General features: G+C 49.3%; 22 protein-coding genes. 9 read left to right on the top strand and 13 right to left on the bottom strand.

The features are described 5' to 3' along the window. Positions 1-162: 162 nt before the first annotated feature. The 3 genes from ACBP55_RS37200 to ACBP55_RS37210 all read left to right on the top strand — a co-directional run bounded on the left by ACBP55_RS37200 (position 163) and on the right by ACBP55_RS37210 (position 2,126). Positions 163-663 (top strand): DinB family protein, encoded by a 501-nt coding sequence (locus ACBP55_RS37200; protein ID WP_464648565.1) that lies wholly within the window; start codon positions 163-165, stop codon positions 661-663. 58 nt (positions 664-721) lie between these two features. Next, positions 722-856, top strand: coding sequence for a hypothetical protein (locus ACBP55_RS37205; RefSeq protein WP_464648566.1), 135 nt, complete (start codon positions 722-724; stop codon positions 854-856). A 415-nt stretch (positions 857-1,271) separates the two neighbouring features. After that, positions 1,272-2,126: an SDR family oxidoreductase gene (locus ACBP55_RS37210; protein ID WP_464648567.1), complete on the top strand. Its 855-nt coding sequence runs from the start codon at positions 1,272-1,274 to the stop codon at positions 2,124-2,126. 91 nt (positions 2,127-2,217) lie between these two features. On the opposite strand, the gene aroA is transcribed toward ACBP55_RS37210, so the two are convergent. Next, positions 2,218-3,573, bottom strand: a complete 1,356-nt coding sequence (aroA, locus tag ACBP55_RS37215; RefSeq protein WP_464648568.1) for a 3-phosphoshikimate 1-carboxyvinyltransferase — start codon at positions 3,571-3,573, stop codon at positions 2,218-2,220. A gap of 109 nt (positions 3,574-3,682) precedes the next feature. Between aroA and ACBP55_RS37220 the strand changes: the two genes are divergently transcribed. Further along, positions 3,683-4,564, top strand: a complete 882-nt coding sequence (locus ACBP55_RS37220; protein WP_464648569.1) for a LysR family transcriptional regulator — start codon at positions 3,683-3,685, stop codon at positions 4,562-4,564. A 54-nt stretch (positions 4,565-4,618) separates the two neighbouring features. Here the strand turns inward: ACBP55_RS37220 and ACBP55_RS37225 are convergent, their stop codons facing one another. From ACBP55_RS37225 to ACBP55_RS37245, 5 genes are all read right to left on the bottom strand, one after another. Continuing rightward, positions 4,619-5,206, bottom strand: a complete 588-nt coding sequence (locus ACBP55_RS37225) for a TVP38/TMEM64 family protein (protein WP_029197641.1) — start codon at positions 5,204-5,206, stop codon at positions 4,619-4,621. Between the two features lie 833 nt (positions 5,207-6,039). Then, the gene (locus tag ACBP55_RS37230) at positions 6,040-7,749 is read right to left on the bottom strand and encodes a glycerol-3-phosphate dehydrogenase/oxidase (protein WP_464648570.1); all 1,710 of its coding nucleotides are present in this window, start codon (positions 7,747-7,749) and stop codon (positions 6,040-6,042) included. 132 nt (positions 7,750-7,881) lie between these two features. Beyond that, positions 7,882-9,390, bottom strand: coding sequence for a glycerol kinase GlpK (gene glpK / locus ACBP55_RS37235; protein ID WP_464648571.1), 1,509 nt, complete (start codon positions 9,388-9,390; stop codon positions 7,882-7,884). 24 nt (positions 9,391-9,414) lie between these two features. Continuing rightward, positions 9,415-9,972, bottom strand: coding sequence for a glycerol-3-phosphate responsive antiterminator (locus ACBP55_RS37240; RefSeq protein ID WP_029197644.1), 558 nt, complete (start codon positions 9,970-9,972; stop codon positions 9,415-9,417). Positions 9,973-10,184: 212 nt separating this feature from the next. Further along, positions 10,185-12,194, bottom strand: coding sequence for a GTP-binding protein (locus ACBP55_RS37245; protein ID WP_464648572.1), 2,010 nt, complete (start codon positions 12,192-12,194; stop codon positions 10,185-10,187). A gap of 166 nt (positions 12,195-12,360) precedes the next feature. Between ACBP55_RS37245 and ACBP55_RS37250 the strand changes: the two genes are divergently transcribed. Beyond that, the gene (locus ACBP55_RS37250) at positions 12,361-13,074 is read left to right on the top strand and encodes a DNA-3-methyladenine glycosylase family protein (protein ID WP_464648573.1); all 714 of its coding nucleotides are present in this window, start codon (positions 12,361-12,363) and stop codon (positions 13,072-13,074) included. Between the two features lie 525 nt (positions 13,075-13,599). Here ACBP55_RS37250 and ACBP55_RS37255 read toward each other — a convergent pair. Beyond that, positions 13,600-14,169, bottom strand: a complete 570-nt coding sequence (locus tag ACBP55_RS37255; RefSeq protein WP_464648574.1) for a TetR/AcrR family transcriptional regulator — start codon at positions 14,167-14,169, stop codon at positions 13,600-13,602. A gap of 21 nt (positions 14,170-14,190) precedes the next feature. Further along, the gene (locus ACBP55_RS37260; RefSeq protein ID WP_464648575.1) at positions 14,191-14,916 is read right to left on the bottom strand and encodes an MBL fold metallo-hydrolase; all 726 of its coding nucleotides are present in this window, start codon (positions 14,914-14,916) and stop codon (positions 14,191-14,193) included. Between the two features lie 156 nt (positions 14,917-15,072). Here ACBP55_RS37260 and ACBP55_RS37265 point away from each other — a divergent pair, with 156 nt between their 5' ends. Beyond that, complete coding sequence (locus ACBP55_RS37265) at positions 15,073-16,149, top strand: M42 family metallopeptidase (RefSeq protein ID WP_464648576.1); 1,077 nt, start codon at positions 15,073-15,075, stop codon at positions 16,147-16,149. Positions 16,150-16,409: 260 nt separating this feature from the next. Here ACBP55_RS37265 and ACBP55_RS37270 read toward each other — a convergent pair whose 3' ends face one another. Together ACBP55_RS37270 and ACBP55_RS37275 are read right to left on the bottom strand one after the other, a co-directional pair. Next, positions 16,410-16,802: a retropepsin-like aspartic protease gene (locus ACBP55_RS37270; protein WP_464648577.1), complete on the bottom strand. Its 393-nt coding sequence runs from the start codon at positions 16,800-16,802 to the stop codon at positions 16,410-16,412. Further along, positions 16,792-17,049, bottom strand: coding sequence for a hypothetical protein (locus ACBP55_RS37275; RefSeq protein WP_464648578.1), 258 nt, complete (start codon positions 17,047-17,049; stop codon positions 16,792-16,794). The genes ACBP55_RS37270 and ACBP55_RS37275 overlap by 11 nt, the downstream gene beginning before the upstream one ends. Before the next feature lie 181 nt (positions 17,050-17,230). Here ACBP55_RS37275 and ACBP55_RS37280 point away from each other — a divergent pair, with 181 nt between their 5' ends. Genes ACBP55_RS37280 through ACBP55_RS37290 form a run of 3 tightly spaced genes read left to right on the top strand, consistent with a single transcriptional unit; the run spans position 17,231 to position 18,498 of the window. Beyond that, positions 17,231-17,668, top strand: a complete 438-nt coding sequence (locus ACBP55_RS37280) for a GNAT family N-acetyltransferase (protein WP_464648579.1) — start codon at positions 17,231-17,233, stop codon at positions 17,666-17,668. A 38-nt stretch (positions 17,669-17,706) separates the two neighbouring features. Further along, positions 17,707-18,090, top strand: a complete 384-nt coding sequence (locus ACBP55_RS37285) for a DUF2500 domain-containing protein (protein ID WP_464648580.1) — start codon at positions 17,707-17,709, stop codon at positions 18,088-18,090. A gap of 21 nt (positions 18,091-18,111) precedes the next feature. Continuing rightward, a complete protein-coding gene (locus ACBP55_RS37290) occupies positions 18,112-18,498 on the top strand; it encodes an MmcQ/YjbR family DNA-binding protein (RefSeq protein ID WP_464648581.1) in 387 nt (128 codons plus the stop codon). 1,953 nt (positions 18,499-20,451) lie between these two features. On the opposite strand, the gene ACBP55_RS37295 is transcribed toward ACBP55_RS37290, so the two are convergent. The 3 genes from ACBP55_RS37295 to ACBP55_RS37305 all read right to left on the bottom strand — a co-directional run bounded on the left by ACBP55_RS37295 (position 20,452) and on the right by ACBP55_RS37305 (position 23,880). After that, a complete protein-coding gene (locus ACBP55_RS37295) occupies positions 20,452-21,537 on the bottom strand; it encodes a sensor histidine kinase (RefSeq protein ID WP_464648582.1) in 1,086 nt (361 codons plus the stop codon). Next, positions 21,534-22,211, bottom strand: coding sequence for a response regulator transcription factor (locus tag ACBP55_RS37300; protein ID WP_464648583.1), 678 nt, complete (start codon positions 22,209-22,211; stop codon positions 21,534-21,536). Before ACBP55_RS37300 ends, ACBP55_RS37295 begins: the two co-directional genes overlap by 4 nt. A gap of 76 nt (positions 22,212-22,287) precedes the next feature. Further along, positions 22,288-23,880 (bottom strand): MDR family MFS transporter, encoded by a 1,593-nt coding sequence (locus ACBP55_RS37305; RefSeq protein ID WP_464648584.1) that lies wholly within the window; start codon positions 23,878-23,880, stop codon positions 22,288-22,290. Position 23,881: the final 1 nt, after the last annotated feature.

A 23,881-nucleotide genomic window follows, 5' to 3' on the forward strand; every position in this document is an offset into this window, starting at 1 on the left:
GGGTATGAAGTAGGCACAATCAATAAAAGAATGCTTATGATGCCAGTTTTTCTGGCGAAAAACTCAAGCCAATGCTTACGATGCCAGTTTTTCTGGCGAAAAACTCAAGCTAATGCTTATAATGCCAGTTTTTCTGGCGAAAAACTCTAAGGAGGCTCACCCATGTTTAGAACAATCGAAGATTTTGTAAATGAATGGAATAATGAAACAAAAGCTACTAAGCGCGTGTTGGACACTTTGACAGATGCTTCACTTAAACAGCAAATTGGGCCTGAGCTCCGCACACTTGGTCAAATAGGTTGGCATATCGCCACAACAATTCACGAAATGTCCTCACGTACAGGTCTCAAATTCGACGCGCCCGAGGGCGAAGAAATCGCGCCTGCATCCGCCAAGACAATTGCTGACACCTACCGCTCCTCTTCAGCCGGGCTAGCCGAAGCTATCCAGTCCCAGTGGACAGATGCTAAGCTTGCTGAAAGCACTGACATGTATGGCGAGCAGTGGCTCAATGGCTTAACACTGCGCATCCTCATTTCGCATGAAATTCACCATCGCGGTGAAATGATCGTCTTAATGCGTCAAGCCGGACTACGCGTTCCGGACATTTACGGTCCGACTCGCGAGGATTGGTTGGAGCGCGGCATGCAGCCGCTGGTGTAAGTTCAGTTTAGATGAATGTAGCATGAAGTCGTATAGACGAACTTAACTCTGGAAAAGTTTGAAGGAGCAGGTAGAGATTGAAGGGCTTGAAGGGCTTGAAGGGCTTGAAGGGCTTGAAGGGCTTGAAGGGCTTGAAGGGCTTGAAGAGATGAAAGAGCACATCCATGTGCTCTTTTTGGCTTTTAAAGGATAGTATAGATCAAAAGTATCTCGAACGTTGTTCGATGGGACTTTCCCAAACGTCATATTTGGTATATTTAGCTCCCACTTTGTGAATTCGAAGCCTGGATGCACTTCCATTGGATCAAATCCAATGGAAGTAGGGATTTGACAGCCTGCTTGCCAATTCCATTGGATCAAATCTAACAGAATTGCGCTTTTCGAAGCATAAGAGTCGATTCCATTGCATTCTATACAATGAAATTTCCTGAAACACCAATTTTACTCAATAAATCGTAAATTCCATTGTATAATTTACAACAGAAACTGAAACTCCTACAGCTTCCTTACTCTCGGACACCACTCTATTTGTACGGGATTTGATGATAACCCATCTAACAATACAAGGCCTGACGCAATGAGCTATGCCAAAAAAAGGAGACGAACCTATGCAAAATCAAACGGTCATCGTAACGGGCGCTAACTCAGGAATGGGCCTAGCCACCACCGTGGCGCTAGCCAGCCAAGGCGCCAACGTCATCATGCTGTGCCGCAGCCGCCAAAGAGGCGAGCAGGCACTGATCGAGGCGCGGAAGCAAAGCGGCTCGGAGCGCATCGAGCTTATGCTTTGCGACCTCGGCTCCCTTGCGAGCATCCGTTCTTTCGCCGCGGAGTTCCACGCCAAGCACAATGTGCTGGATGTGCTTGTGAATAACGCGGGGGTCGTCACCATGAAGCGGCAGACTACAGCAGACGGCTTCGAGGCGATGATGGGTGTCAACCATCTCGGCCATTTCCTGCTGACCAACCTGCTGCTGGACGCCATCGTCCGCTCCCCGCAGGGGCGGATCGTGAACGTCTCCTCCGGCGCCCATCAAATCGGGCGCATCGATCTAACCAACCCTCACCTCACCCGAGGGTATCGGGTCTGGAACGGATACGCCCAGTCGAAGCTGGCGAATATCCTGTTTACCCGCGAGCTCGCGAAGCGGCTCGCAGGCACTTCTGCCACGGTCAACTCGGTGCACCCCGGGGCTGTTGGCACAAACCTCGGTGTCGATCGCGACACCGGATTCGGCAAGGCCGTGCATGCGATGCTGCGGCCGTTCTTCTTGACGCCGGCGCAAGGCGCAGAGACGGCGGTGTATTTGGCCACGAGCCCGGACGTACGCACGGTCAGCGGCGATTACTTCTACAGGCGGAAGATTGCGCCTGTCTCCGCCAGAGCCCAAGACGAGGAGCTAGCTCGTAAGTTTTGGACTTGGAGCGAACGCGAAGTGGGATTAACACCAGCCAAAGAGTAGGCGTTGGAATCCCCAGAATGCTTGAGAAACAAGCCGAGGATTCTGCCGTTTTGTATCCGAAGCTGCATATTCAGGTATGGAGTGATCTTGCTTAAATAACCTCCACCCCGACACCTAGCTCGCGCCAACGATCAAAAAAGTCTGGGCAGGTTTTCGAAACACACCCCGGATCCGAAATCCTGACGCCATTTACCTTTGCGCCGATCAACGAAAGCGCCATCGCCATTCGATGATCGTCGTGGGGGTCGAGCAGCGCAGGTTGCGGCACACCTGGGTACACCGTTAACCCATCCGCATGTTCCTCAACCTGAATACCAAGCTTACCAAGTTCCTCACACATCGCCGCAATGCGGTCGCACTCGTGATGCCTGATATGTGCAGCATCCGTGAGTGTAATGGGACCATCCGCGAAAGGGGCCAGCGCAGCAAGTGTAAGCGTCTGGTCCGACCAACGCTGCATACTCACCGTGAAGCCGCCTTTAAGACGGTTTGTACCCCTAACTTCAATGTAATGTTCACCATGCGTCACCGAACAGCCCATTTTCTCCAAAACAGACAATAGCTCAATATCCGGTTGCCGTGTCTGCGCGGAAATCCCCTCAATACGCACACGTCCATTCGTCAGAGCAGCAAGTGCCCAGAAGTAACCGCAAGTGGATACATCCGGCTCCAACCTGAATGTTCGTGCCTCATAAACACTCGGCTGAATCGTAAACGCCTGCCCATCCTCATGAACCTCTGGCCTCACACCGAACGCCCACATCATATCCAATGTCATCTCGACGTAGTCCCGCTGCACAATTTGATCGGCGATTCGAATAGTTAGAGTTTCTTTCGCATAAGGAGCTGCGAGCAGCAATCCACTAGTAAACTGACTGGAAACCGCTCCGGAAACCGTCACTTCTCCTCCGTTAAGACCGTCCGCATGCAGCGTCAGCGGTACACATCCCGGATTGCCCTTATATCGGATATCCGCTCCCAAACTGGATAACGCATCCAACAAAGGTGCAAGAGGTCTTTCGGCCATACGTTTACTACCATCAAGTGTCCACTCCCCACGACCAACGGCAAGCACCCCAGGCAAAAAGCGTGCTACCGTACCAGCAGCTCCAACGTACAAATCCGCTTTCGAGACAGACCAATGACCTTCATTCCCCTTGACCGTAACCGAGTCCCTATCCCTCTCGATTTCAACTCCCAGCTCTTCGAGCGCTTTCATACACCAATAGGAATCATCGCTTTGTAAAATACCCTGCAGTCGTGTGGTCCCCTTCGCTAGAGCAGCAATAAGGAGTGCGCGATTGGTGAAGCTTTTGCTGCCCGGTATCGTAATAGTCGCATCTACCGCTCCATGAAGCGGCGACAGCCGTACCTCCTGCCCTTCCAGATGTTGTGACCATGGAGATCTAGCTCTCCGATCTGGTTCGTGCATAGTTGTTTCCTGCATCTCATCCACCCTCTCCAATTGTGCATATCCTGTAATCCAATTATAATGGGAGGTACAGACATAGATGAAATCACCAAATAAGCACCTTCCCATAAAGGAGCTCTATATCATGATCCATTTGGAATGGTACCGAATCTTCCTACATGCCGCCAAAGCGGGCAATCTAACTAAAGCAGCCGAGGAGCTTTACATTACCCAACCATCCGTCAGCTATGCAATTAAACAAATGGAAGAAGCTTTATCCATGAAGCTTTTTCATCGGAAATCCAAGGGCGTGGAATTAACAACTGAGGGGAAGCAATTATTACTTTATGTGGAGCAGTCTTTTGCGCTTTTGGAGGCAGGGGAGAAAAAAATGTCCGCACTCAAGCACCTCACAGGAGGCGAGCTTCGTGTCGGAGCGAGTGATTCGTTATTCAAGCACTTCTTATTTCCTTATTTGGACACTTATCGTAAACAATTTCCCGGCGTACGCATCCGGCTTTCTCACGGCAAAACATCCGAAATTACAGCTAGAGTCAAGGAGGGCAGTATCGATTTCGGACTTATTCATTTGCCAACGGCCGATGATCCCCATCTCGATGTCCAAACGATTATGACCCTCCAAGACTGCTTCGTGGGTGGCGAAGCCTACCGCGATCAAGCAGAACACCTACTTTCCGCGCAGGATATCAGCCAATTTCCTTTACTGCTCCTATCCCCCGAAAGCAGCACTAGGCGTTTTATTGAGCAATGGTTTGCTGCCCAAGATGTCACGATCGAAGCCGACATCGAGCTCGGCAGCATTGATCTGCTTATCGAGTTTGCCAAACTCGGTTTTGGCGTTGCCTTCGTCCCTCGGTCATATGTCGTCAAAGAATTGGCTGAAGGTACGCTGCATGAGCTAAAGCCTGCCAAAGCCATTCCTGCCCGCAGCATCGGAATCACCACTCGTCGAGATATGACGTCGTCTGTGGCGGCGGCTAAATTTCTTGAAATGCTTTCGTCTTAACCGCTTAAACAACCGATATATAAAATCGAGATGCAAATGATACGTACACGTAATCTACATAAAACGCTTCTCAATTTTTTTGCTAATCACAAGGGAGATCACAATAAATAAGGCCACATAGATCAACTCATACGGATTCTCAATGAATCGCTTAGGATCATGTCCGATGAAGCTAACCGACAGCACCATGACCGCTTTTCCCGCCGCAACCGCAACCAAAAAAGAACGAAACCTCATGCCAACCAGCCCGGCAGCCATATTAATCACCACGAAAGGTCCTATCGGAAAAAGACTGAGTATAAACACATAGTTGAAAGCCTGACGGCGTGCCCAGAGGAGACTTTTTTGAACTTTGGGCTTTTGTGCCCAGCGCTCTAGATAAGGATGGCCGGCTACTTTTTTAACGATTGCAAAAGTCACCAAACACCCGCACACAATACCAATCCAAGAGTAAAGAAAACCGAGCCACAGTCCATATACAGCTGCATTTACACTAATAATGACAAGTGTAGGGAGCGGCGGAACGAACGATTTCATAAATGGTAGAAGCAGACCGGGCAAAGGGCCGAGTGAACGATACTTGTCCAAGATCATCGCCAAATTTTCTTCCGTGAGGTAGGACAAAAGTTCTGTTATTCCCATATGTATGCACACCTACTCGCTTAACAAATTAGTTGGAGATTAGGATAAACTTTTGAATTAAAGAAAAAAGACCTCCAAAGGCATAATAGCACATGGAGGTTCAGGCTGCTTATTTTTAAGTGAAAATCACTAAGTTGACACATAAAGGATGACGCCTGTGGATGCTTAAGCAAAAACTCATGTATGTTTGGTGAAATTCACTGGCTAACCATTGAGGAAGTGTTTTCTGTACAAGATTACATCCTCGTCTGCTCTACCTTAGGCTCCAAAGTTGTATTTCGTACAGCAATATATCATCTTCTTCAACAGCAAACGCCTTCTTCTACTCTACCTTAGCCACCAAGTTGTACTCCGAACTAAAACCGCCTTCTTCTACTCTGCCTAGCCTTCAAAGTTGTATTTCGTACAACAATATATCCTCTTCTTCCCTACTTTAGGCTAGAAAGTTGCATTTCGTACAACAATTCCAGCTGAAAACACGCATTTTTTCCTGAATTTGGATAAATTGTTGTATTTTTTGCAACAATTTATCTAATTCGGTCAGAATTGCTCCAATTTGTTGTACGAAATACAACAATAGTCGTCCATGCCCAATAGTGGGCATGGACCGACTCGTGGAGCAGCAATAATTATTGGCGGGAAAAGTAGCCGTGGCGCATATAGCAGAAATAGTTGAAACACCTAGAAGTGCTAGAACAGCATAAAGTAGGACCGACTGGAACTGCTAGTACAGCATATAGCAGGAACAGTTAGAACAGCCGAAACAGCTATAGCAGGAACGGCTGGAACTGCTAGAACAACATATAGCAGGAGCAGCAGAACCCGCTGGAGCTTTACGCCTCCAGCGGGTTCACCGCTTCATGGAGCAGCTGCTCCAACTCAGCGGTGTAGGCCGCGGTTTGCGCTTCGTCCCAGCCGAAGCGCTCAGCCATGAAGGCGATCGCAGGCGCCTTCCACTGTTTGGCCCACGCGATGTTGAAGAAGAGGGCGCCCGTGCGGCGGATGAAGAAATCCGCCGGCTTCACGACCATCTCGCACCGGGTCGCGTACACGAGCGCAGCGAGCACGGCGGCGGGCATGCCCCGCTGCGCCGCCTCTGCCCGGTGCTGCTCCAGCAGCTCGAATACAGCGTCCACGTTGGAGCCGTATCTGCGCGCGAGCAGCGCAGCCTCTGCCTCGGTCAGCCCCAGCCGCAGGCCTTGGCTGACCTTGCCCCGCAAGAACGGCGCCAGCTTCGCGGAGCCGCCTACATCGCCGCCGGAGATCGGCAGCGTCCGGGTGCGGCTCGGCGGCAGCGCCGCCGAGACCTTGCCCTCCGCCAGCAGCATGGCGGCGATCTTGTCCACGACCGACTCCGCCATTTTGCGGTAGCCGGTCAGCTTGCCCCTGGCCATCGAAATGAGGCCGGAGTCCGACACGAAGATTTCGTCGCGGCGCGAAATCTCAGAAGGATCTTTGCCCTCTTGATGGATCAGAGGGCGCAGCCCGGTCCAGCTCGATTCAACGTCAGCCTCCGTCAACCCGAGGGACGGAAACATCTCGTTCGCGGCGCGCAGCACATAGGCGCGATCCGCTTCGGTAATACGGGGATTCGCGATATCCCCTTTGTAATTCGTGTCCGTCGTCCCGATGTAGGTTTTGCCGTCACGCGGAATGGCAAACACCATCCGCCCGTCCGGCGTATCAAAATAAATCGCCTGCCGCAGCGGAAACTTGCTCTGATCGAACACCAGATGCACCCCTTTCGTCAGGTGCAGCGTCTTGCCGTGCTTGGAGCGGTCCATCTCGCGCAGCGTATCGACCCAAGGCCCAGCCGCATTAACAATCTTACTTGCGTACAGCGAGTATGACGTCTTTTTGCCACCAATCTGATCCACCACACGCACACCAACCAGCTTGCCATTCTCCATCAGCAGCTCTTCAACCTTAGCGTAATTCACCGCCAAAGCGCCCAGCTCGACAGCCTTTTTCATGACTTCAATGGTTAAACGCGCATCATCTGTGCGGTATTCCACATAGTAGCCGCCGCCTTTGAGATCCTTCTTCTTCAAAAGAGGCTCGTGAGTGAGCGTTTCCTCTGGGCGGAACATTTTACGGCGCTCCGATCTTTTGACACCTGCCAGGAAATCATAAACCCGCAGCCCCAGCGAGGTGGACAGTTTCCCGAACGTTCCCCCTTTATAGAAAGGCAGCAGCATCCACTCCGGAGTCGTCACATGCGGCCCATTTTCATACACAATCGCACGCTCTTTACCAACCTCTGCAACAACCTTCACATCCAGCTGTTTGAGATAGCGCAGCCCGCCATGAACCAGCTTAGTCGAACGGCTCGACGTCCCTGCGGCGAAGTCCTGCATATCAATCAACGCGGTGCGAAGCCCTCTGCTTTGTGCATCGAGCGCAATGCCCGCTCCTGTAATCCCCCCGCCTATTACGATAAGATCAAGCTTTTGCTCCGACATGGCTTGCAGCATTTCTGTTCTTTTCAGCGCATTAAACTCCTGTTGCCCTATCCCATTGGCTTGCTTATGTTCCTTCGTCATCTCATTCTCTCCCTCGCGGATATAAAATAAAAAACCACAACACACCTAACACGTTTACACGTATAGGCCGCTGTGGCTTCTCCTAGTCTCCAACCGAATATTAACTTGTTATTAGTATATCATTGCTCACGCTTATTTAAAAGCCATTGCGGCATTTACAGCTTTTTTCCAACCGTTGTACAAACTCTCTTGAAGCTCAGCTTCCATTTCCTGTTCAAAAGCCTCATCCACTTGCCACTGCGCCGCAATCTCCGCTTGATCCTTCCAAAAACCTACAGCCAGACCCGCTAGAAAAGCCGCGCCAAGCGCTGTCGTCTCACTAATCAACGGACGTTCCACCGTGACACCCAGCATGTCGCTTTGGAACTGCATAAGGAAGTCGTTCTTCACAGCACCACCATCGACGCGCAGCTTCGTAAGCTGAATGCCGGAATCGTCCTCCATCGCTTTCAGGACGTCTTTGGTCTGATACGCGAGAGATTCGAGCGTTGCCCGAATAAAATGCTCCTTCGACGTCCCCCTAGTGAGCCCGAATACCGCGCCTCGAACATCGCTATCCCAATATGGCGTACCTAGTCCGACAAAAGCCGGCACCACATACACACCATCTGTCGAAGCAACTCGCTTCGCGTAATCTTCACTATCCTTCGCCGATTTTATCATCCGCAGACCGTCCCGCAGCCACTGAATCGCCGATCCTGCCACGAAAATACTGCCTTCCAGCGCGTACTCCACTTTCCCGTTCAATCCCCAAGCAATGGTAGTCAAAAGTCCGCTGCGCGACGGAATCGCATGATTGCCCGTATTCATTAGCATAAAACAGCCTGTGCCATACGTGTTTTTGGCCATTCCTTTTTCAAAACAAGCTTGCCCGAACAGAGCCGCCTGTTGATCCCCTGCCGCACCGGCAATTGGAATCGCCGAACCGAATAAGAAGCTTTCCTGCGTATAGCCGTATACCTCAGAAGAGGAGCGAACCTCCGGCAGCATGGAAGCAGGAATGTCCAAATGCCCCAGCAGCTCTTCATCCCACTTCAGCTCGTGAATGTTATAAATGAGCGTGCGCGAAGCGTTGGAATAGTCCGTCACATGCGCTTTCCCGCCTGTCAGCTTCCAGATCAGCCACGTATCCATCGTGCCAAAAAGCAAATCCCCACGTTCCGCTTTCTCTCTGGCATCATCAACGTGATCGAGAATCCATTTAATTTTGGTCCCCGAAAAATAAGCATCAATCAGCAGCCCCGTACGCTTCCGGAACAGGTCGCTAAGCCCCTGCGCTTTTAGCACTTCACAAATATCAGCTGTCTGCCGCGACTGCCACACAATCGCATGATAGATAGGCATTCCTGTGTGCCGATCCCAGACAACCGCTGTTTCCCGTTGATTGGTGATGCCAATTCCCGCGATCTCCGCAGGCTGCACCCCAGACTCCGATAAAACCGCAGCAATGACGCCCTGAATCGACAGCCAAATTTCGTTCGCATCATGCTCCACCCAACCTGGCTTCGGAAAATACTGCTTAAATTCCTTCTGGGCTACGTGCACAATACTCCCTTTGTGATTAAATAAAATAGCCCTAGAGCTTGTTGTCCCCTGATCCAGGGAAAGGATATAAGAAGGTTTCGTCTCCGTAATTGTCATTTCCATGCCTCCAAATGTTCAGGATCATTGATGATAGTGCTGCCAAAGCTCCGCATTTGACGTAGTGACTGCCGTAGCTCCAGCTCCTAGCGCAAGCTCCACATCCTCCACTGTACGAATGAGCCCCCCTGCAAAAATAGGAATGCCCGAACGCTCCTTCACTTCAGTGATAATGTGCGGAATAATACCCGGAAGCACCTCGATGAAATCAGGTTTTGTCCTCTCCAAAAGCGTGTAGCTTTTATCCAAGGCACTGCTGTCTAAGAGAAAAAGCCGCTGAATGGCAATCAAGCCATTCTGTTTCGTCTTCGTAATTACATTCCCCCGCGTCGAAATGATACCGGCAGGACGAATACTCTGACACAGAAATTCCGCCGCATAATCGTCATTTTTGAGCCCTTCTATTAAATCAGCGTGCAGCAGAAGCTTCTTTCCGTTTGCTTTGCCCAGATCCACGATGCTTTTTAACTGCGCAATATGACAATCCAACAGAACAATATACGTATAATTTGACTTAAATAGCTTCTCTAGGTCTCTCATTTTGCGAATGGCCGGTAAAATCCGCTGCTCTTGCAAAGACATAACCATCGCCCCCGTCTTATTAAAATGCACATCTGCAGCTATCCCAGAATGAGCGGAAATGACAATAAAAAGACTCACCAAGTATTGCCAATGATATTCAATGGGCAATCCAAGTGAGTCTCCAGTGCTCCGTCACATGTTATTAACTTACCTTCATTGTACTGAGGCGAGTACATCATGTCAATGACAATGATCATCCTTCATCCATCTAATTAGGTCGACAGTGCCTTACGCACGGCCAAAATATACTTCGACTGATCAAGCGGATTGACGCCACGCCGCTTGCGCTCCGCATGAACGTCCGGCGGACTAGGCTGATAGCCTGAGAAAGAGGAGGTAATGACGCCTCGACCACCGGACATCGCACTCAGCTTCACTGGATATTCCAGTGACGTAGCGACTGGCAGACGACCCTCAACTACGAATCTGCCTCCTGTCATTTGCGGCGGATCAAAAGCCGCCCTCATCTGCACAAGGTCGCTGAGCACCTTGCCACCGAACTCTTCAGGCACGGTGATACGAACCTGAAGCATCGGTTCGAGCAGCGTCGTGCCCGTCTGCGCAAGGCCTTGCATGATGCCCATCGGCGTAGCGACAGCGAAGTCGAGCGGGTGAGTGTGCCACACATGATGCTCGCCCTCGACGAGCGTCACCTTCAAGTCGGTGACTTCCCAACCGAGCAGCCCCTGCTGGAGCGCCTCCGGCACGCGGCGCGCCACCTCGTTCTGGTACTGCACGAGCAGATGCTCGCCGCGTACCAGCGACTCATACACGAGCCCGCTGCCCGGCACACCAGGCTCGATACGGAAGCGCAAGATCGCCCAGCACGGCTTGGGCATCGTATAGGCAATGAAGCCTTCACCCGCTTGCGAAGGCGTCTCTTTGTAGATCACGGAAGGTTGGTCGAACTTTACTTGTAGTCCAAAACGCGAGCTCAAGAGACTCGTGAGAATCTCGAGCTGAATCGCGCCCATCACTTTCACATGCAGCTCGCGCTCCTCCTGCAGCCACTGCAGATCGAGCAGCGGGTCCTCGTCCGTTAGCTCCTGCAGCGCTGCGACGAGTGCTGGATACTGCGCCTCACTCTCGGCGTGAACCTGCACAGTCAAGAGCGGAACCGCCATCTGCGGCGCAGGCGGCACACTGTCTGTCCGACCCAGCACATCGCCGATCCGCACCTGCGTTAAGCCGCAGACGGCTGCAATGTCACCGGCCGTGACAAACCCGATATCTTCGGCTTTGCGGCCGTCGATTTTGCGAATCTGGGTCACCTTCTCCTCCACGCCCTGCGTGACATTGACGACGGTGTCCCGGTTGCGGATCGTCCCCTCGTAGAGGCGGACGTACGCCATTCTCCCCATGGTCTTGTCCCGCTCGACCTTGAACACCACGGCCGAAAGCGGCTGCTCCGCAGAGCCGCTCGGCCCAGGCAAATAATCAAGGATCGCTTCCATCAGCTCCTTGATACCAAGCCCTTTGCTGGAGGCGCCCACCAGCAAAGGAAAAGCCTGCCCCTGCCGCGCATACTGCTGCAGGGTCGCTTTCACCTCGCGCGCCTCGACTTGCGCGCCTTCGATGTAGCTCGTGAGCATCCGCTCGTCGAGCTCCGATAACTTCTCCACCGCGGATGGCAAGTCGAATCCGCGCACCCCCTCCGCGGCGACCGTCTCCGCCGCGTCATCCATGAGCACGTTCGCCGCACCGCGAAACGTGTCCTCTCTGCCCAGCGGTGCATAGATCGGCACCGCCATCTCCGTGAGTTGCTTGTGAATGTCGCGCAGCACGCGCTCGGGATCCGCGCCGACGCGGTCCATTTTATTCATATACAACAAGGTTGGTATCTTGAGGGATTGCAGCGTGTGCCAGATCATTTCCGTCTGTGACTGCACACCTTCTACCGCAGAAACAATCAGAATAGCCCCGTCCATCACCCGAAGTGAACGCTCCACCTCCGACAAGAAATCGACGTGCCCTGGCGTATCCACAAGGTTAATCAACGTATCCTTCCATGAAAAAGAGGTCGTTGCGCTGCGAACCGAAATCCCCCGCTCTCTTTCCACATCCATAGAATCCGTCTGTGCTGTCCCGTTATCTACACTACCCAATGAGCGAATTCGCCCGCTATGATAAAGAATATGCTCGGTCGTTGTCGTCTTACCCGCATCCACGTGGGCAAAAATGCCCACATTTCTTCTGGATATTGCTTGATTATCATCCCTCATCAGAGCTCGGATCCCCTTCTATCACTATCTTACTTTCATTATACTAAAAGAGCGTACGATTGGATAAGCTTACCTATCACCATTAAGCTCTTAACAAATTTTACTAGGCCTAATAGTCTGTTGACCATTATGATGGAAATACTGAACCTAAGGAGGTTTTCTCGCCATGGAAACTACGGAATTCGAGGAGTCACAACGTCAATCTATCCAACCTGAGGTATCTACAATTCTGCTGAATAAACAGCATCCAGCCATAATGACCCTATTCCAAGCAGACAGCAAGCTTGCTAGTCTCATTGAACTGATCGGCGATCTTACGCTCACGCCCAGCTTCAAGCCGTTTGAGTCGCTCGTGATGTCGATTATTTCCCAACAGCTCTCTGCCAAAGCGGCTGCAACGATTAAAGCCAGAGTAAAGCTAATTCTACCGGACGTCACGCCTGAGCTTGTACTCGCTGTTGAAGAAGAGGCTATCCGACAATGCGGGGTCTCCTATCCCAAAATCCGTTACATCCGGGACCTCAGTACAAAAGTGTTAGCCAGGGAAGTTGAACTCGACAATCTGCAAGCTTTAGATAACACAGAGCTGCTCAAACAGCTCACAAATGTCAAAGGCATCGGCGCCTGGACGGCGGAAATGTTCCTCATTTTCACCTTAGGCCGACCCGATGTCATGTCGATTGGCGATGCCGGTCTCCAGCGTGCGGCCAAATGGCTGCATACCCTTACCGACCGCAAGGATGGTAACTACTTAGGCGAAATCGCACCGAACTGGGCGCCTTATCGCAGCTTTGCCTCGCTATATTTATGGCGTGCGATTGATAGGGGGTTTGTGGATTCTGGCCTACAGGTGGAGGCTTGTACTGAACCCAACTTGTAGCAAGGATATTTGGCTTAAGCCGTTCTTTTCGACGAGCGAGTTTGTCATAGTTGATTCTAAGCAAATTACGCCGGAATTCACATTCTCGGCCGAATGATGTTGTAGAAAATACAACAATTAATGCCTAAATCCCGCCTTTCCACCTTCGATGTTGCATACTGTACAACAATTTAGCCTCTTTCAGGCCATTTCGCGACAAATGGGTTCGAATTGTTGTACAAACTACAACTTCTACTTGCAAAATAGCCTTTGAGCGTGCGAATTGTTGCAGATTTTACAACATTGGTTCCCACGATAGCCTATTTATCTTCACAATCTGCTACACGACTTTAAAATCGGATTGGGATCCAATCGACAGCCTCGCTTACCCCTATTCCAAAGCCTATATCCAAGGATAAACGACTCCGTCGTCCCACTGGGACGAGCGCGTTTGTCAAGGTAGATGCGAAGCAAAAGTATAAAACTTATACTTTCTTTTCTACTAAAAAAAGCGCAAGAAGCCACCACGGCCCCTCGCGCTTATTCTCATTTCACCGCTACTCGCAATCCTCTTAAATACGTTTGGAGCAAACGCCGCAGGCTCTCGTCTCTTTCCAGCTCCATACGGAAGCCGTTTCTATGCTCTAGTGAGGCAAAGCCATGCACCATGCTCCGAAATCCGCGCACCACGTGCAGCGCATCTTCTTCACTGAGTCCATAAGGCGTTAAAATGCGCAGTATGAAGAGCACAACTTGGTTGCCCGCTTCCTTTAACTCAGGATCCTCGTAGTCAGGCAATGAGGATATTGCCTCGTATAATCCTGGCTGCTTCCTAGCGAACATGACGTAAGCGAAGCCTGCTGCCAGCAGCGCGTCATCTTCGGCTTTGCCAATAGCAGCTTCGACCATTGCTTCTTTAATGAGTACGAGGCCGCGCCGGGAAAGCTGCTTTCTGAGATCGGGCAAGCCTTTGATATGATTGTATAGTGACGGTGTTTTTACGTTTAATTTAGCGGCTAATGCGGCTAGTGTAAGCTGCTCAACACCTTGTAAATCGGCCATTTCAATTGCTGCTTGGAGTACGGTCTCTGCGTCTAACCCCTGTCTATATGCCACGAAAGTCCCTCTTTTCTGTCTCTAAATTGTTGCTGTATCTGGATGAAACTTTTTGGCTGCTTCTTCCACAACACGATCCATAGTTGGGATCGGCTGCTCAATCATCCGTCCATGTCCGACGGCCAGAAGGCTTGGCTCTAGCTGTCTCAGCTTTCGTGCGCTCTCCAATGACACTTCCTTATTCCACGTCGCCATCGCTGGGAACGGAAACCAGAACTTTATTACACCCGAGACCGCTACACCGCCACGAACTTGAAAAGCATCCCCAGCAACCAATGCCCGGCTGCGCACATCTAGGAAAGCCATCATCCCTGGCGTATGCCCAGGAGCTGATACAGCTTGCAGCGATCCTACGCGGTCGCCATCCTCCAGCAGGACATCCGGCTTCGTCTGTACTGACTTAGGAACGTCTCCCTTAATCGGCGAATTCGGTTCGCCAGCTTCTAATTCTTTGCTGCCCGAGAGCAGCTTGGCATCTCTTCTTGAGATAAAAACTTTAACATTCGGCAGCGCCTTTTTCAAACCGTCAAGTGCCCCAATATGGTCTCCATGTGCATGTGTAAGGACGATGCGAGTGATCGGCTTTCCAATCTGCTCTGCCGCTTGAAGAATGCCTTTGACACTGAACGGCAGCGCCGCATCAATAAGCGTTAATTCATTCTCTTCCTCCACCAAATAACAGTTCACCGGAAAAAATCTCGGCATAAAAGCCAGTTGATACAAAGAACCGATTCGTGTGATTTTCATAATAACGCCTCCCGATTACTATTTATATTAGTATAATAACTAATATCATTAGTTTTGTAAAGAGGGAAACTGCCTTAAACCCATTTTTTTCTCCATTATGGTAAAATAGATCTCATATTTGTACCCAAGCCTATTTCGATAAAGTGAGGAACCCACATGAATACAGAAACGTTAGAGCTTTTTCGGACGCTGACTGAAATGCAAGCAGCGCCCGGTTTTGAGCGGGAAATCCGCAAGTTTGTTCGCGGTGAATTGGAGAAATATACAGACGAGTTCATTCAGGATGGACTCGGCAGCTTGTTTGGCGTCGTGCGCGGCGATGAGACTGGCCCGCGCATTATGGTAGCCGGCCATTTTGACGAGGTCGGCTTCATCGTAAGCGGAATCACGGAGCATGGCACGATCAAGTTCCAGCCGCTCGGCGGCTGGTTCAGTCAAGTACTGCCCGCGCAGCGCGTGCAGATCATGACGGATCAAGGGCCGATCATCGGCGTGATCGGCTCGGTACCCGTGCACTTGCTGGACGAAGCGGCCCGCAGCAAGCCTGCAGATATCAAGACGATGTATATTGACATCGGCGCTGAAGATAAAGCCGATGCGCAGCGCATCGGCGTTCGTCTCGGGCAGCAGATTGTTCCCATCTGCCCGTTCACACCCCTGGCCAATCCGAAGCGGATTATGGCCAAGGCTTGGGACAATCGCTACGGCGTCGGCCTGGCGATTGAGCTGATGAAGGAGCTTCACGGCGGGCCGAAGCTCCCTAATATCCTGTACGCGGGTGCGACCGTACAGGAAGAGGTTGGCGTGCGCGGCGGACGCACGGCTGCGAACCTCATCCAGCCGGACTTGTTCTACGCGCTGGATGCCAGTGCCGCCGGGGATATGACCGGCGACCGTAATGCCTTTGGGCAGCTAGGGCGCGGGGCGCTGCTGCGTATCTTTGATCCCACGATGATCACCCACCGTGGGATGGTCGAGTTCATTCTCGATACGGCGGAGACGCACAAGATTCCGTATCAGTACTTCATCTCGGCGGGCGGGACAGACGCCGGACAGGTGCACGTGCAAGGAAGCGGCATTCCTTCTGCCGTTATCGGTGTTTGCGCGCGGTACATTCATACATCCGCGTCCATTCTTCACGTGGATGACTATGCCGCCGCGAAGGAACTGCTGATCAAGCTCGTGCAGGCTAGTGATCGCACAACATTGAATACGATCCACGCTCAAGCGTAATCGCATTCTTTTTACGCTTTTTAATAGGTTTTAGCCAAAGTTTGAGATAATAAACGAAAAGTGGTTGAGCAGAATGTATTTCCTGCTCAACCACTTTTTGATTTGATTCATCGTTACTTTCTTATGTAGGTGGGAGACAGTACTTTAAAAGTGAGGATACATGCGGTTTCGGAGTAATTCTGATGTAGTTAGAATAACAAGCGGTTATTTTACGTAGGTATTGGGTGCTCAGCATGCTATAGTCGCTTCAATTTGCCAAACTATTTTCTTTTAACAGCTGGGTACATGAGAAGTTCTGAAAGGTCAATGATGAGGTTTGCTGCCATTAGCAAATCTAAACCAATAAGGCCATTGATCGAGAGATTTTCATGTAATGATCCTACATCAAGCTTGAAGCTCTCAACTTGAAAAGACCCTAACTCGACGATATCGAACAATTTTCGAAAACAACTTTCTTCACCACCAACGCCAAAAGAATTAACAATCTCATCACCATTTTCGAAGTAGATTCCTATATCAGCAACAATGTCTGCGGAAAGCAAGGTATGTGATGCTCCTGTATCGATAACTAATTTGTCGATGGTGAGGGCTCGTCCTTTGTAATTTAAGGTAACGGAGGTTTGCAATAGACCATCCAAATAATCAATTTTCATATTGCACGACTCCTCGTAAGCCTCGAAGTGAACGCAGTTCAATCTTCAATTCTTCATTTGAAGTGTGAGATACGATAACGCCGTCCTTCGAATTCAGTAATTCTTGCGTTGCTTCTTTGGAATTTTGAATAGCTCGAATTAGGGCAACCTCATCTACAAATTTGACGTTCCCGACTATATGGAACGTAAGAATTTGAATTTTAACATACTGGTCTGGATAAATTTTGCGGACTTCTTCCCATTGCATGGCTGGCACCTCCCTTTCATTTATTTTATCAGAACATTTGGAATGCGAACAGAAAAAGAACCTCTTTCTCTAGGATGCTGATTTCTTAAGTAACGTTCCTTCTTTCAAGCAAATATAGAACTTATGTTCCAATATATGGTATAATTAACAGAATCATTGGATTATAGAAAGAAGGACGACTATGACGTATACCATTCGGGAGGCTACATCCCAAGATACCAAACAAATTAGCAGCTTTGTTTCAGAGCGTACCGGCAAGGCCATTTCACCGTTACATATTGAAAATAGGCTGCATTTTATGCGTGAGAACCCGGATGAATCACTCTATGTGTATGAGGAGCAGAATCAAATTCTCGGTACGCTAGGCTTTCGCATTCGCCATGGTGCCGATATGATTTTGAAATTCAGTGAAATCTCCGTCATTTCTGTAGATGAAACGAAGAGTCGCCAAGCAGCCGCAGATAAATTAAAAAGCTACGCCGAGCAGCTAACCAGTAAGCACGCCTGCTCCGGTATGTGGTGGATCACTGGATCAGAGAAGAACGATGCTTCACGAGCCTCCAGTGAGCCATTAGGCTTTCATGAGATGGGTTACCGATTCGTTAAACGATTTCTGTAGAAAAACGAGGAATATGCTTACGCTAAGGAGTGAAAGACATGTCATCTGGGTTTAACATGGGGCCTTTTCCTGGTGGAAGCGGCGGAAATATTTTTTTAATTATCTTTACGAGTGTATTCGTTCTCATCATTGGAACTATTATCATTTTGATTATCAAATCACTTATGACGTGGTCCTCCAATAATGCCTCCCCCATCCAAAGTCGGATCTGTAAGGTCGTAGCCAAGAGAATGCATGTCAGCGGTGGTTCTGGAGATTCAAGTGCAAGTACGAGTTATTATGCCACCTTTGAATTTGAAGACCGAAACCGGCTTGAATTATGGGTAGGACGGGAACAGTTTGGTTATATCGTAGAGGGTGACCAGGGAACACTAACGTATCAGGGCACAAGATTCAAGGATTTTTCTCGTCCTCTTTTATAAAATTCCTAAGGAGTGCTTCATATGACACATCAGTTTGTGAGCGTTAAGGGCTTAGAATTAGTCGCCAAAGTTAGAGCTTACTGCATGGAACTGCCGGAAGCTGAAGAAAAGGTGGATGGCTTCGGTCATATCACCTTCCGCGTGAAAGATAAACCCTTCGTGATGATGGGTGAAACGGACGGTCAACCCTCTACAGCTATCAAAACGAACCTGACCACACAAGAGTTCCTCCTTCAGCAAGAGGATACACCCTACCACAAAACGGCCTATATCGGACAGCATGGCTGGGTATCGATTCTAGATACAGACAAGGTTCCTTGGAGTGAAATCGAAGACCTGATATTAGAAGGCTATGCCCGAACAGCTCCAAAAAAGCTCCTCAGCCAGCTGCAAGCTGCTCGGAAATAGTTGCATGTTTGGGATGGCTACTTGCCACTAACCCAGTTTTAGGCGTCTAGTACTCAGAGTGCCTCCCCCGATTAGCCTAGATTTCTAAGCCTCTGTCTATTATGCGATGAGTGATGAGCAGCAGGCCCGACTTTAACGATGAAAAACACGCTTACGAGCGGTGGAATTCACATACAAGCCCAGTAGCTAGAACTATAACGATGTTTTTCATCGTTAAAGTCATGCAATCGAGCAACATCCCAACTTTAACGATGAAAAACATCCTTACGAACGGTGGAATTCACATTAAAGCCCAGTAGATAGAACTATAACGATGATTCTCATCGTTAAAGTCATTCAATCGAGCAGCAGCCCAACTTTAAATATGAAAAACATCCTTACGAGCGGTGGAATTCACATTAAAGCCCAGTAGCTAGAAGTATAACGATGTTTTTCATCGTTAAAGTCATGCAATCGAGCAGTAGCCCGACTTTAACAATGAAAAACACGCTTACGAGTGGGGAATTCACATTAAAGCCCAGTAGATAGAAATATAACTATGATTCTCATCGTTAAAGTCATTCAATCGAGCAGCAGCCCAACTTTAACAATGAAAAACACGCTTACGAGTGGGGAATTCACATACAAGCCCAGTAGCTAGAACTATAACGATGATTCTCATCGTTAAAGTCATGCAATCGAGCAGCAGCCCAACTTTAAATATGAAAAACATCCTTACGAGCGGTGGAATTCACATTAAAGCCCAGTAGCTAGAAGTATAACGATGTTTTTCATCGTTAAAGTCATGCAATCGAGCAGTATCCCAACTTTAAATATGAAAAACATCCTTACGAGCGGTGGAATTCACATTAAAGCCCAGTAGCTAGAAGTATAACGATGTTTTTCATCGTTAAAGTCATGCAATCGAGCAGTATCCCAACTTTAACAATGAAAAACATCCTTACGAGCTGGAGAGTTCACATTAGAGAGCCAGGTAGACAGGAATGGCGCTAATTGGTTCGTGCTGCGGTTGGAAGAAGGGGTTTCCAAAGAAAGCTTGGTAGAGCGCGAAGACCACATTAGCTGCATTTTGTACATCAAAATTATACGTTGATTGTCTGTTCGAAGGGTTTATATGCAAAATGTGCAGTAAATTTTTCCAGAATCACTCCAAAAGGGTTGTTTCAGGGGATTTTGATGCAGGAAATGCAGCAAATTGAATCGCAAAGCCAGACCGTAGCGAAATTAACTGCATGTTATACATCAAATGGTGTTCGGGCAGTCCTGAGCGTGTTGTGGGCGAGCGGAATGTATTTGATACCCCACACCCACCATGAAGTTTGATTGTGTTGAACTGTCCCTGCAAGCCAGTCATTACCTCGTTCGCCCCAAGAACATTTCCCTCGTCTTTTCCCGCGCCATCAACTCTCACAAAGTCTCTTCCACCCCGAATTGCTGGTATGACTCAGTGCCATAAACGAGAAATCAGGATTTCGCCAAAAAACAAAGTATACCGAAGGAATTCCACGAATAACCTAAATTTGTCGGCAAAAATAGGAATTTATCGAATAATCTGAATATTTACAATATTTTAATAATGGGCTATTATAAAAGCAGGCCCACTTGAAGGACAAGCCGCACAGACGGTACGGCACCCTGATAGGAGCCAGGATATTCTCAACTTAGGAAGGGGATAGTCCAATGGACCACGTTAGCGAAACATGCCCACTTTTACTTCAAAACGACGGAAGAAAAGGTGCGGGAACGGTTTTTCGTTCATGGGGCATGTGGGAATCCAACACGGTAAATGTGAAAAGCGTTTATTCGAGGAAAGGATCCGTTCGTAAGTAAAGTCGTAATTTGCAACGTTAGTTGATTGATTGGAGTTGTGTAGGTACAATTGAATACCATTATTGACCCTTAGGGACCTCCGGTTATCATAGATAAGCGGGGGTCTCTATTTGCGTTCACTTCTTACTCCAGCAGTGGAAGTCGAACGGTAAAAGTAGTCTTCTCTTCTGGCAAGCTGTGTAAGGTAACGGTCCCCTGATGCATATCGATGATCTTCTTCACGATAGACAAGCCAAGTCCATTACCGCCGGACGTTCGATTTCTGGATTTATCCGCTTTATAAAAACGTTCAAAAATATGCGCTTGATCCTCTTCCGAAATGCCCTCTCCATTATTCGAAATTCGGATAACCGCTTCTTTCCCGCTGCTTGTGAGATGAACGCCGATCATGCCGCCATTAGGCGTGAATTTGATTGCGTTATGAATCAGATTCGTCCATACCTGACTTAGGAGGTCCTCGTCAGCAATTAGCGTAATCTCCTCTAGGTCAACGTCCATTTCTATGTCTTTATCCACCCACTGCGGTTCGCAGGCCAGAATATGATTGCGTATTTGCTTATCCAGCCGGTAATTTTTCGGCTCAAATGGGTGGTGCTGAGATTCTAACGATGATAGTTTCAGTAAGTTATCGCTAAGCTTGGATAGCCGTGTACTCTCAGCTTCAATGATTTCTAGATAATGTTTACGTTCCGCAAGTGTAATCTGTTCATTTTGTAGAGCGCGAGAGAAGCCGCTAATCGAGGTCAAGGGCGACTGTATTTCATGAGATACGTTGGAGATGAATTCCTGCCTCATTTTCTCCAACTGCCCTAATTCAACGGCCATGTTGTTGATCGAATCCACCAGCTCTACGAAAGGACCACCATGTGGATTATTATCGACGGACACGTTGAAATCCCCTCTAGACATACTTTGAATCGCCTGAACCATCGTTTTAAAAAAGAGCATTTGCTTACTGCGGAAAAACCTGCCTAGGAAGGCCATGGTTAATCCCCAAAGAAACATGCCGCTAAGCGAGTTGATCAATTGGACAAATACCACGGAAGGGCGTTTGTTGATAGAAGTATATAGCCATTCTGTTCCGTAAAAGGCTCCCAACCAATACAGAATAATAAGCAAAAAAATGCTTACAGCAGACAAAAAGCCATTTACCCGCTGAGCTTTTGTCATTGTGCTCTTCACTGACCTCATCCGCTTCTTCCTGCTCATGTTCGCAGCACCTCCATCCGATAACCTAACCCGCGAATGGTCGCGATTCGAAAAGCATGCCGCTCCTCGGGAAACCGCTCGCGGAGCCGATTGATGTGCACATCAACGGTGCGTTCGTTGCCTTCGTAATCGAAGCCCCAAATCTGCTCGATCAACTGGTCACGTGAGAAGGTTTTGCCTGGGTAGCTCGCCAACTTGTATAGCAGCTCGAATTCTTTGAGCGGTAAGGTGACGCTCTCCGAGCCTACGGTTACTTCGTAGGTTTTGCGGTTCATGCTCAGGTCTCCGACCTGAACCGTTTGGGAAGAAGCGATTTTGTAACGCTTCAGCAGGGCTTTCACTCGCATCGCCAGCTCCACAGGCTCGAATGGCTTGACGAGGTAATCGTCGGTGCCCAGCTCGAAGCCTTTGACCTTCTGCGAGGTTTCGCCTTTGGCTGTGAGCATGAGCAGAGGAATATCGTAATGCTCCCTCAGCTCTTTGCACAGCTCCCACCCGTCCATATTCGGCATCATGATATCCATGATCACCATGTCGACTTGGACGGTTTCGAGTTGTTTGAGCGCTTCGGCGCCGTCCGAGGCTTCGATGACATCGAAGCCTTCTTTCAGCATGAAGACGCGGACCAGCTCGCGTATATAAGGATCATCATCTACGATCATAATAGGTGCCATAGTGTAGCCTCACTTTTTAAGTCTTGTATCCTTTTATTAGATCTTTATTCCTTCTAGCATACAACAGCAATCAGGTTTAGACGAATTCAGATTGCTGCAGTACCGAGTCTTTATTCGGACGTACATCGTTGTCGATGGGCTTTGTCTCTTGCGGCAGCATCCTTGCCTTGCCTAAGAAAAACGTGATGATAACTCCGGCAAAAACAATGAGACTCCCAGTTAAGAATATGCCGCTCAAGCCATGCACAAACACCTGCTGGAGCTCTGTCAAAATTTTGGCAGGCAGCTTCAATCGCGCATTCGCATCCAGCAGCAGCTGTGGATTTGCAAATTTCCCCAGCTGCTCCGCAGGGATTTGGCGGAATTTTTCGCCCATACCGGAAAGTCCTTCTGTCATCCGATTCGTCATCATGACCCCCATGATGCTCACCCCCACCGTTGCTCCGATGGAACGGAAAAACTGAACGAGCGATGTTACGATACCGCGACTAGTCGCCGCAACTTCACCTTGCACCGCAATGTTTAGTGTTGGCATAATAAGTCCCATACCGAGCCCAGCCACGATCATATAGAGGATGATAAGAAGCTTGGAAGTACCCGCATCCATCGTCGACATGAAGGCGAATCCGATACCTATGAGAATCATTCCCGTACCTATTAAGGTTCGATAGGAAACTTTGCTCGACATCCTTCCGCCAATAATGGCTGATGCCACAACGGATAACATAAGAGGCGTCAAGATATATCCAGCAATCGAAGGGCTGACGCCAATGACGCCTTGCACGAATAAAGGAATGTAAGTAATGGCACCGAACATGCCCACACTCATCAAAACGGCAATCATGCTGGTGACGGAAATGACTTTATTTTTGAACAAATGCAGAGGGATCATTGGCTCTTTGGCCTTGGTTTCAACCCAGAGGAACAGCCCTAGAAGAATGGCACCCGCTGAGAAAAGACCGATAATTTGTGGAGAACCCCACGCATAATGCAGGCTTCCCGCTGCCTTCGGATCGCCCCCTAGCACCAGACCGAGCAAACCCGAAACAATAGCTCCGCTTAAGGTTAGTGCGCCCAACCAATCTATGGAGCGTTTCTCGTTGGTGCGGCTTTCTTTAAGTGCTGAACCGATAATCACCATCGCCGCGATGCCAAATGGTAGATTCACATAGAAAATCCAGCTCCAGTTCAAATGTTCCACGATAAAACCGCCGATAGCCGGCCCGATAATGCTGGACAAAGCCATGACACCGCCGAACAAACCTTGCATTTTCCCGCGCTTCTCTACTGGCATAATATCGCCAATAATCGTCATGGCTATCGGCATTAATGCACCGGCGCCAATACCCTGCAGTCCGCGGTAGATGATCAGCTCCGTCATGTTCGTCGCCAGCCCGCATAGCGCAGAGCCTATTACGAAGATGCCAATCCCTACGAGGTAAATACGCTTCCTGCCATACAGATCCGCCAATTTTCCAAAAATGGGCATACTTGTCGTGGAGGTTAACATGTAGATGGAGAACACCCAGCTGTACATCGCAATCCCGCCCAGATCTCGAATGACCGTTGGCATCGCTGTCGAGATGATCGTCTGATCCAGGGCTCCCAGCAGCATCCCAAGCATTAGCCCAACAATAATCCACGCTACTTTCTTTGGTTCACTACTCATT

This window comes from Paenibacillus sp. WG02, assembly GCF_055396115.1.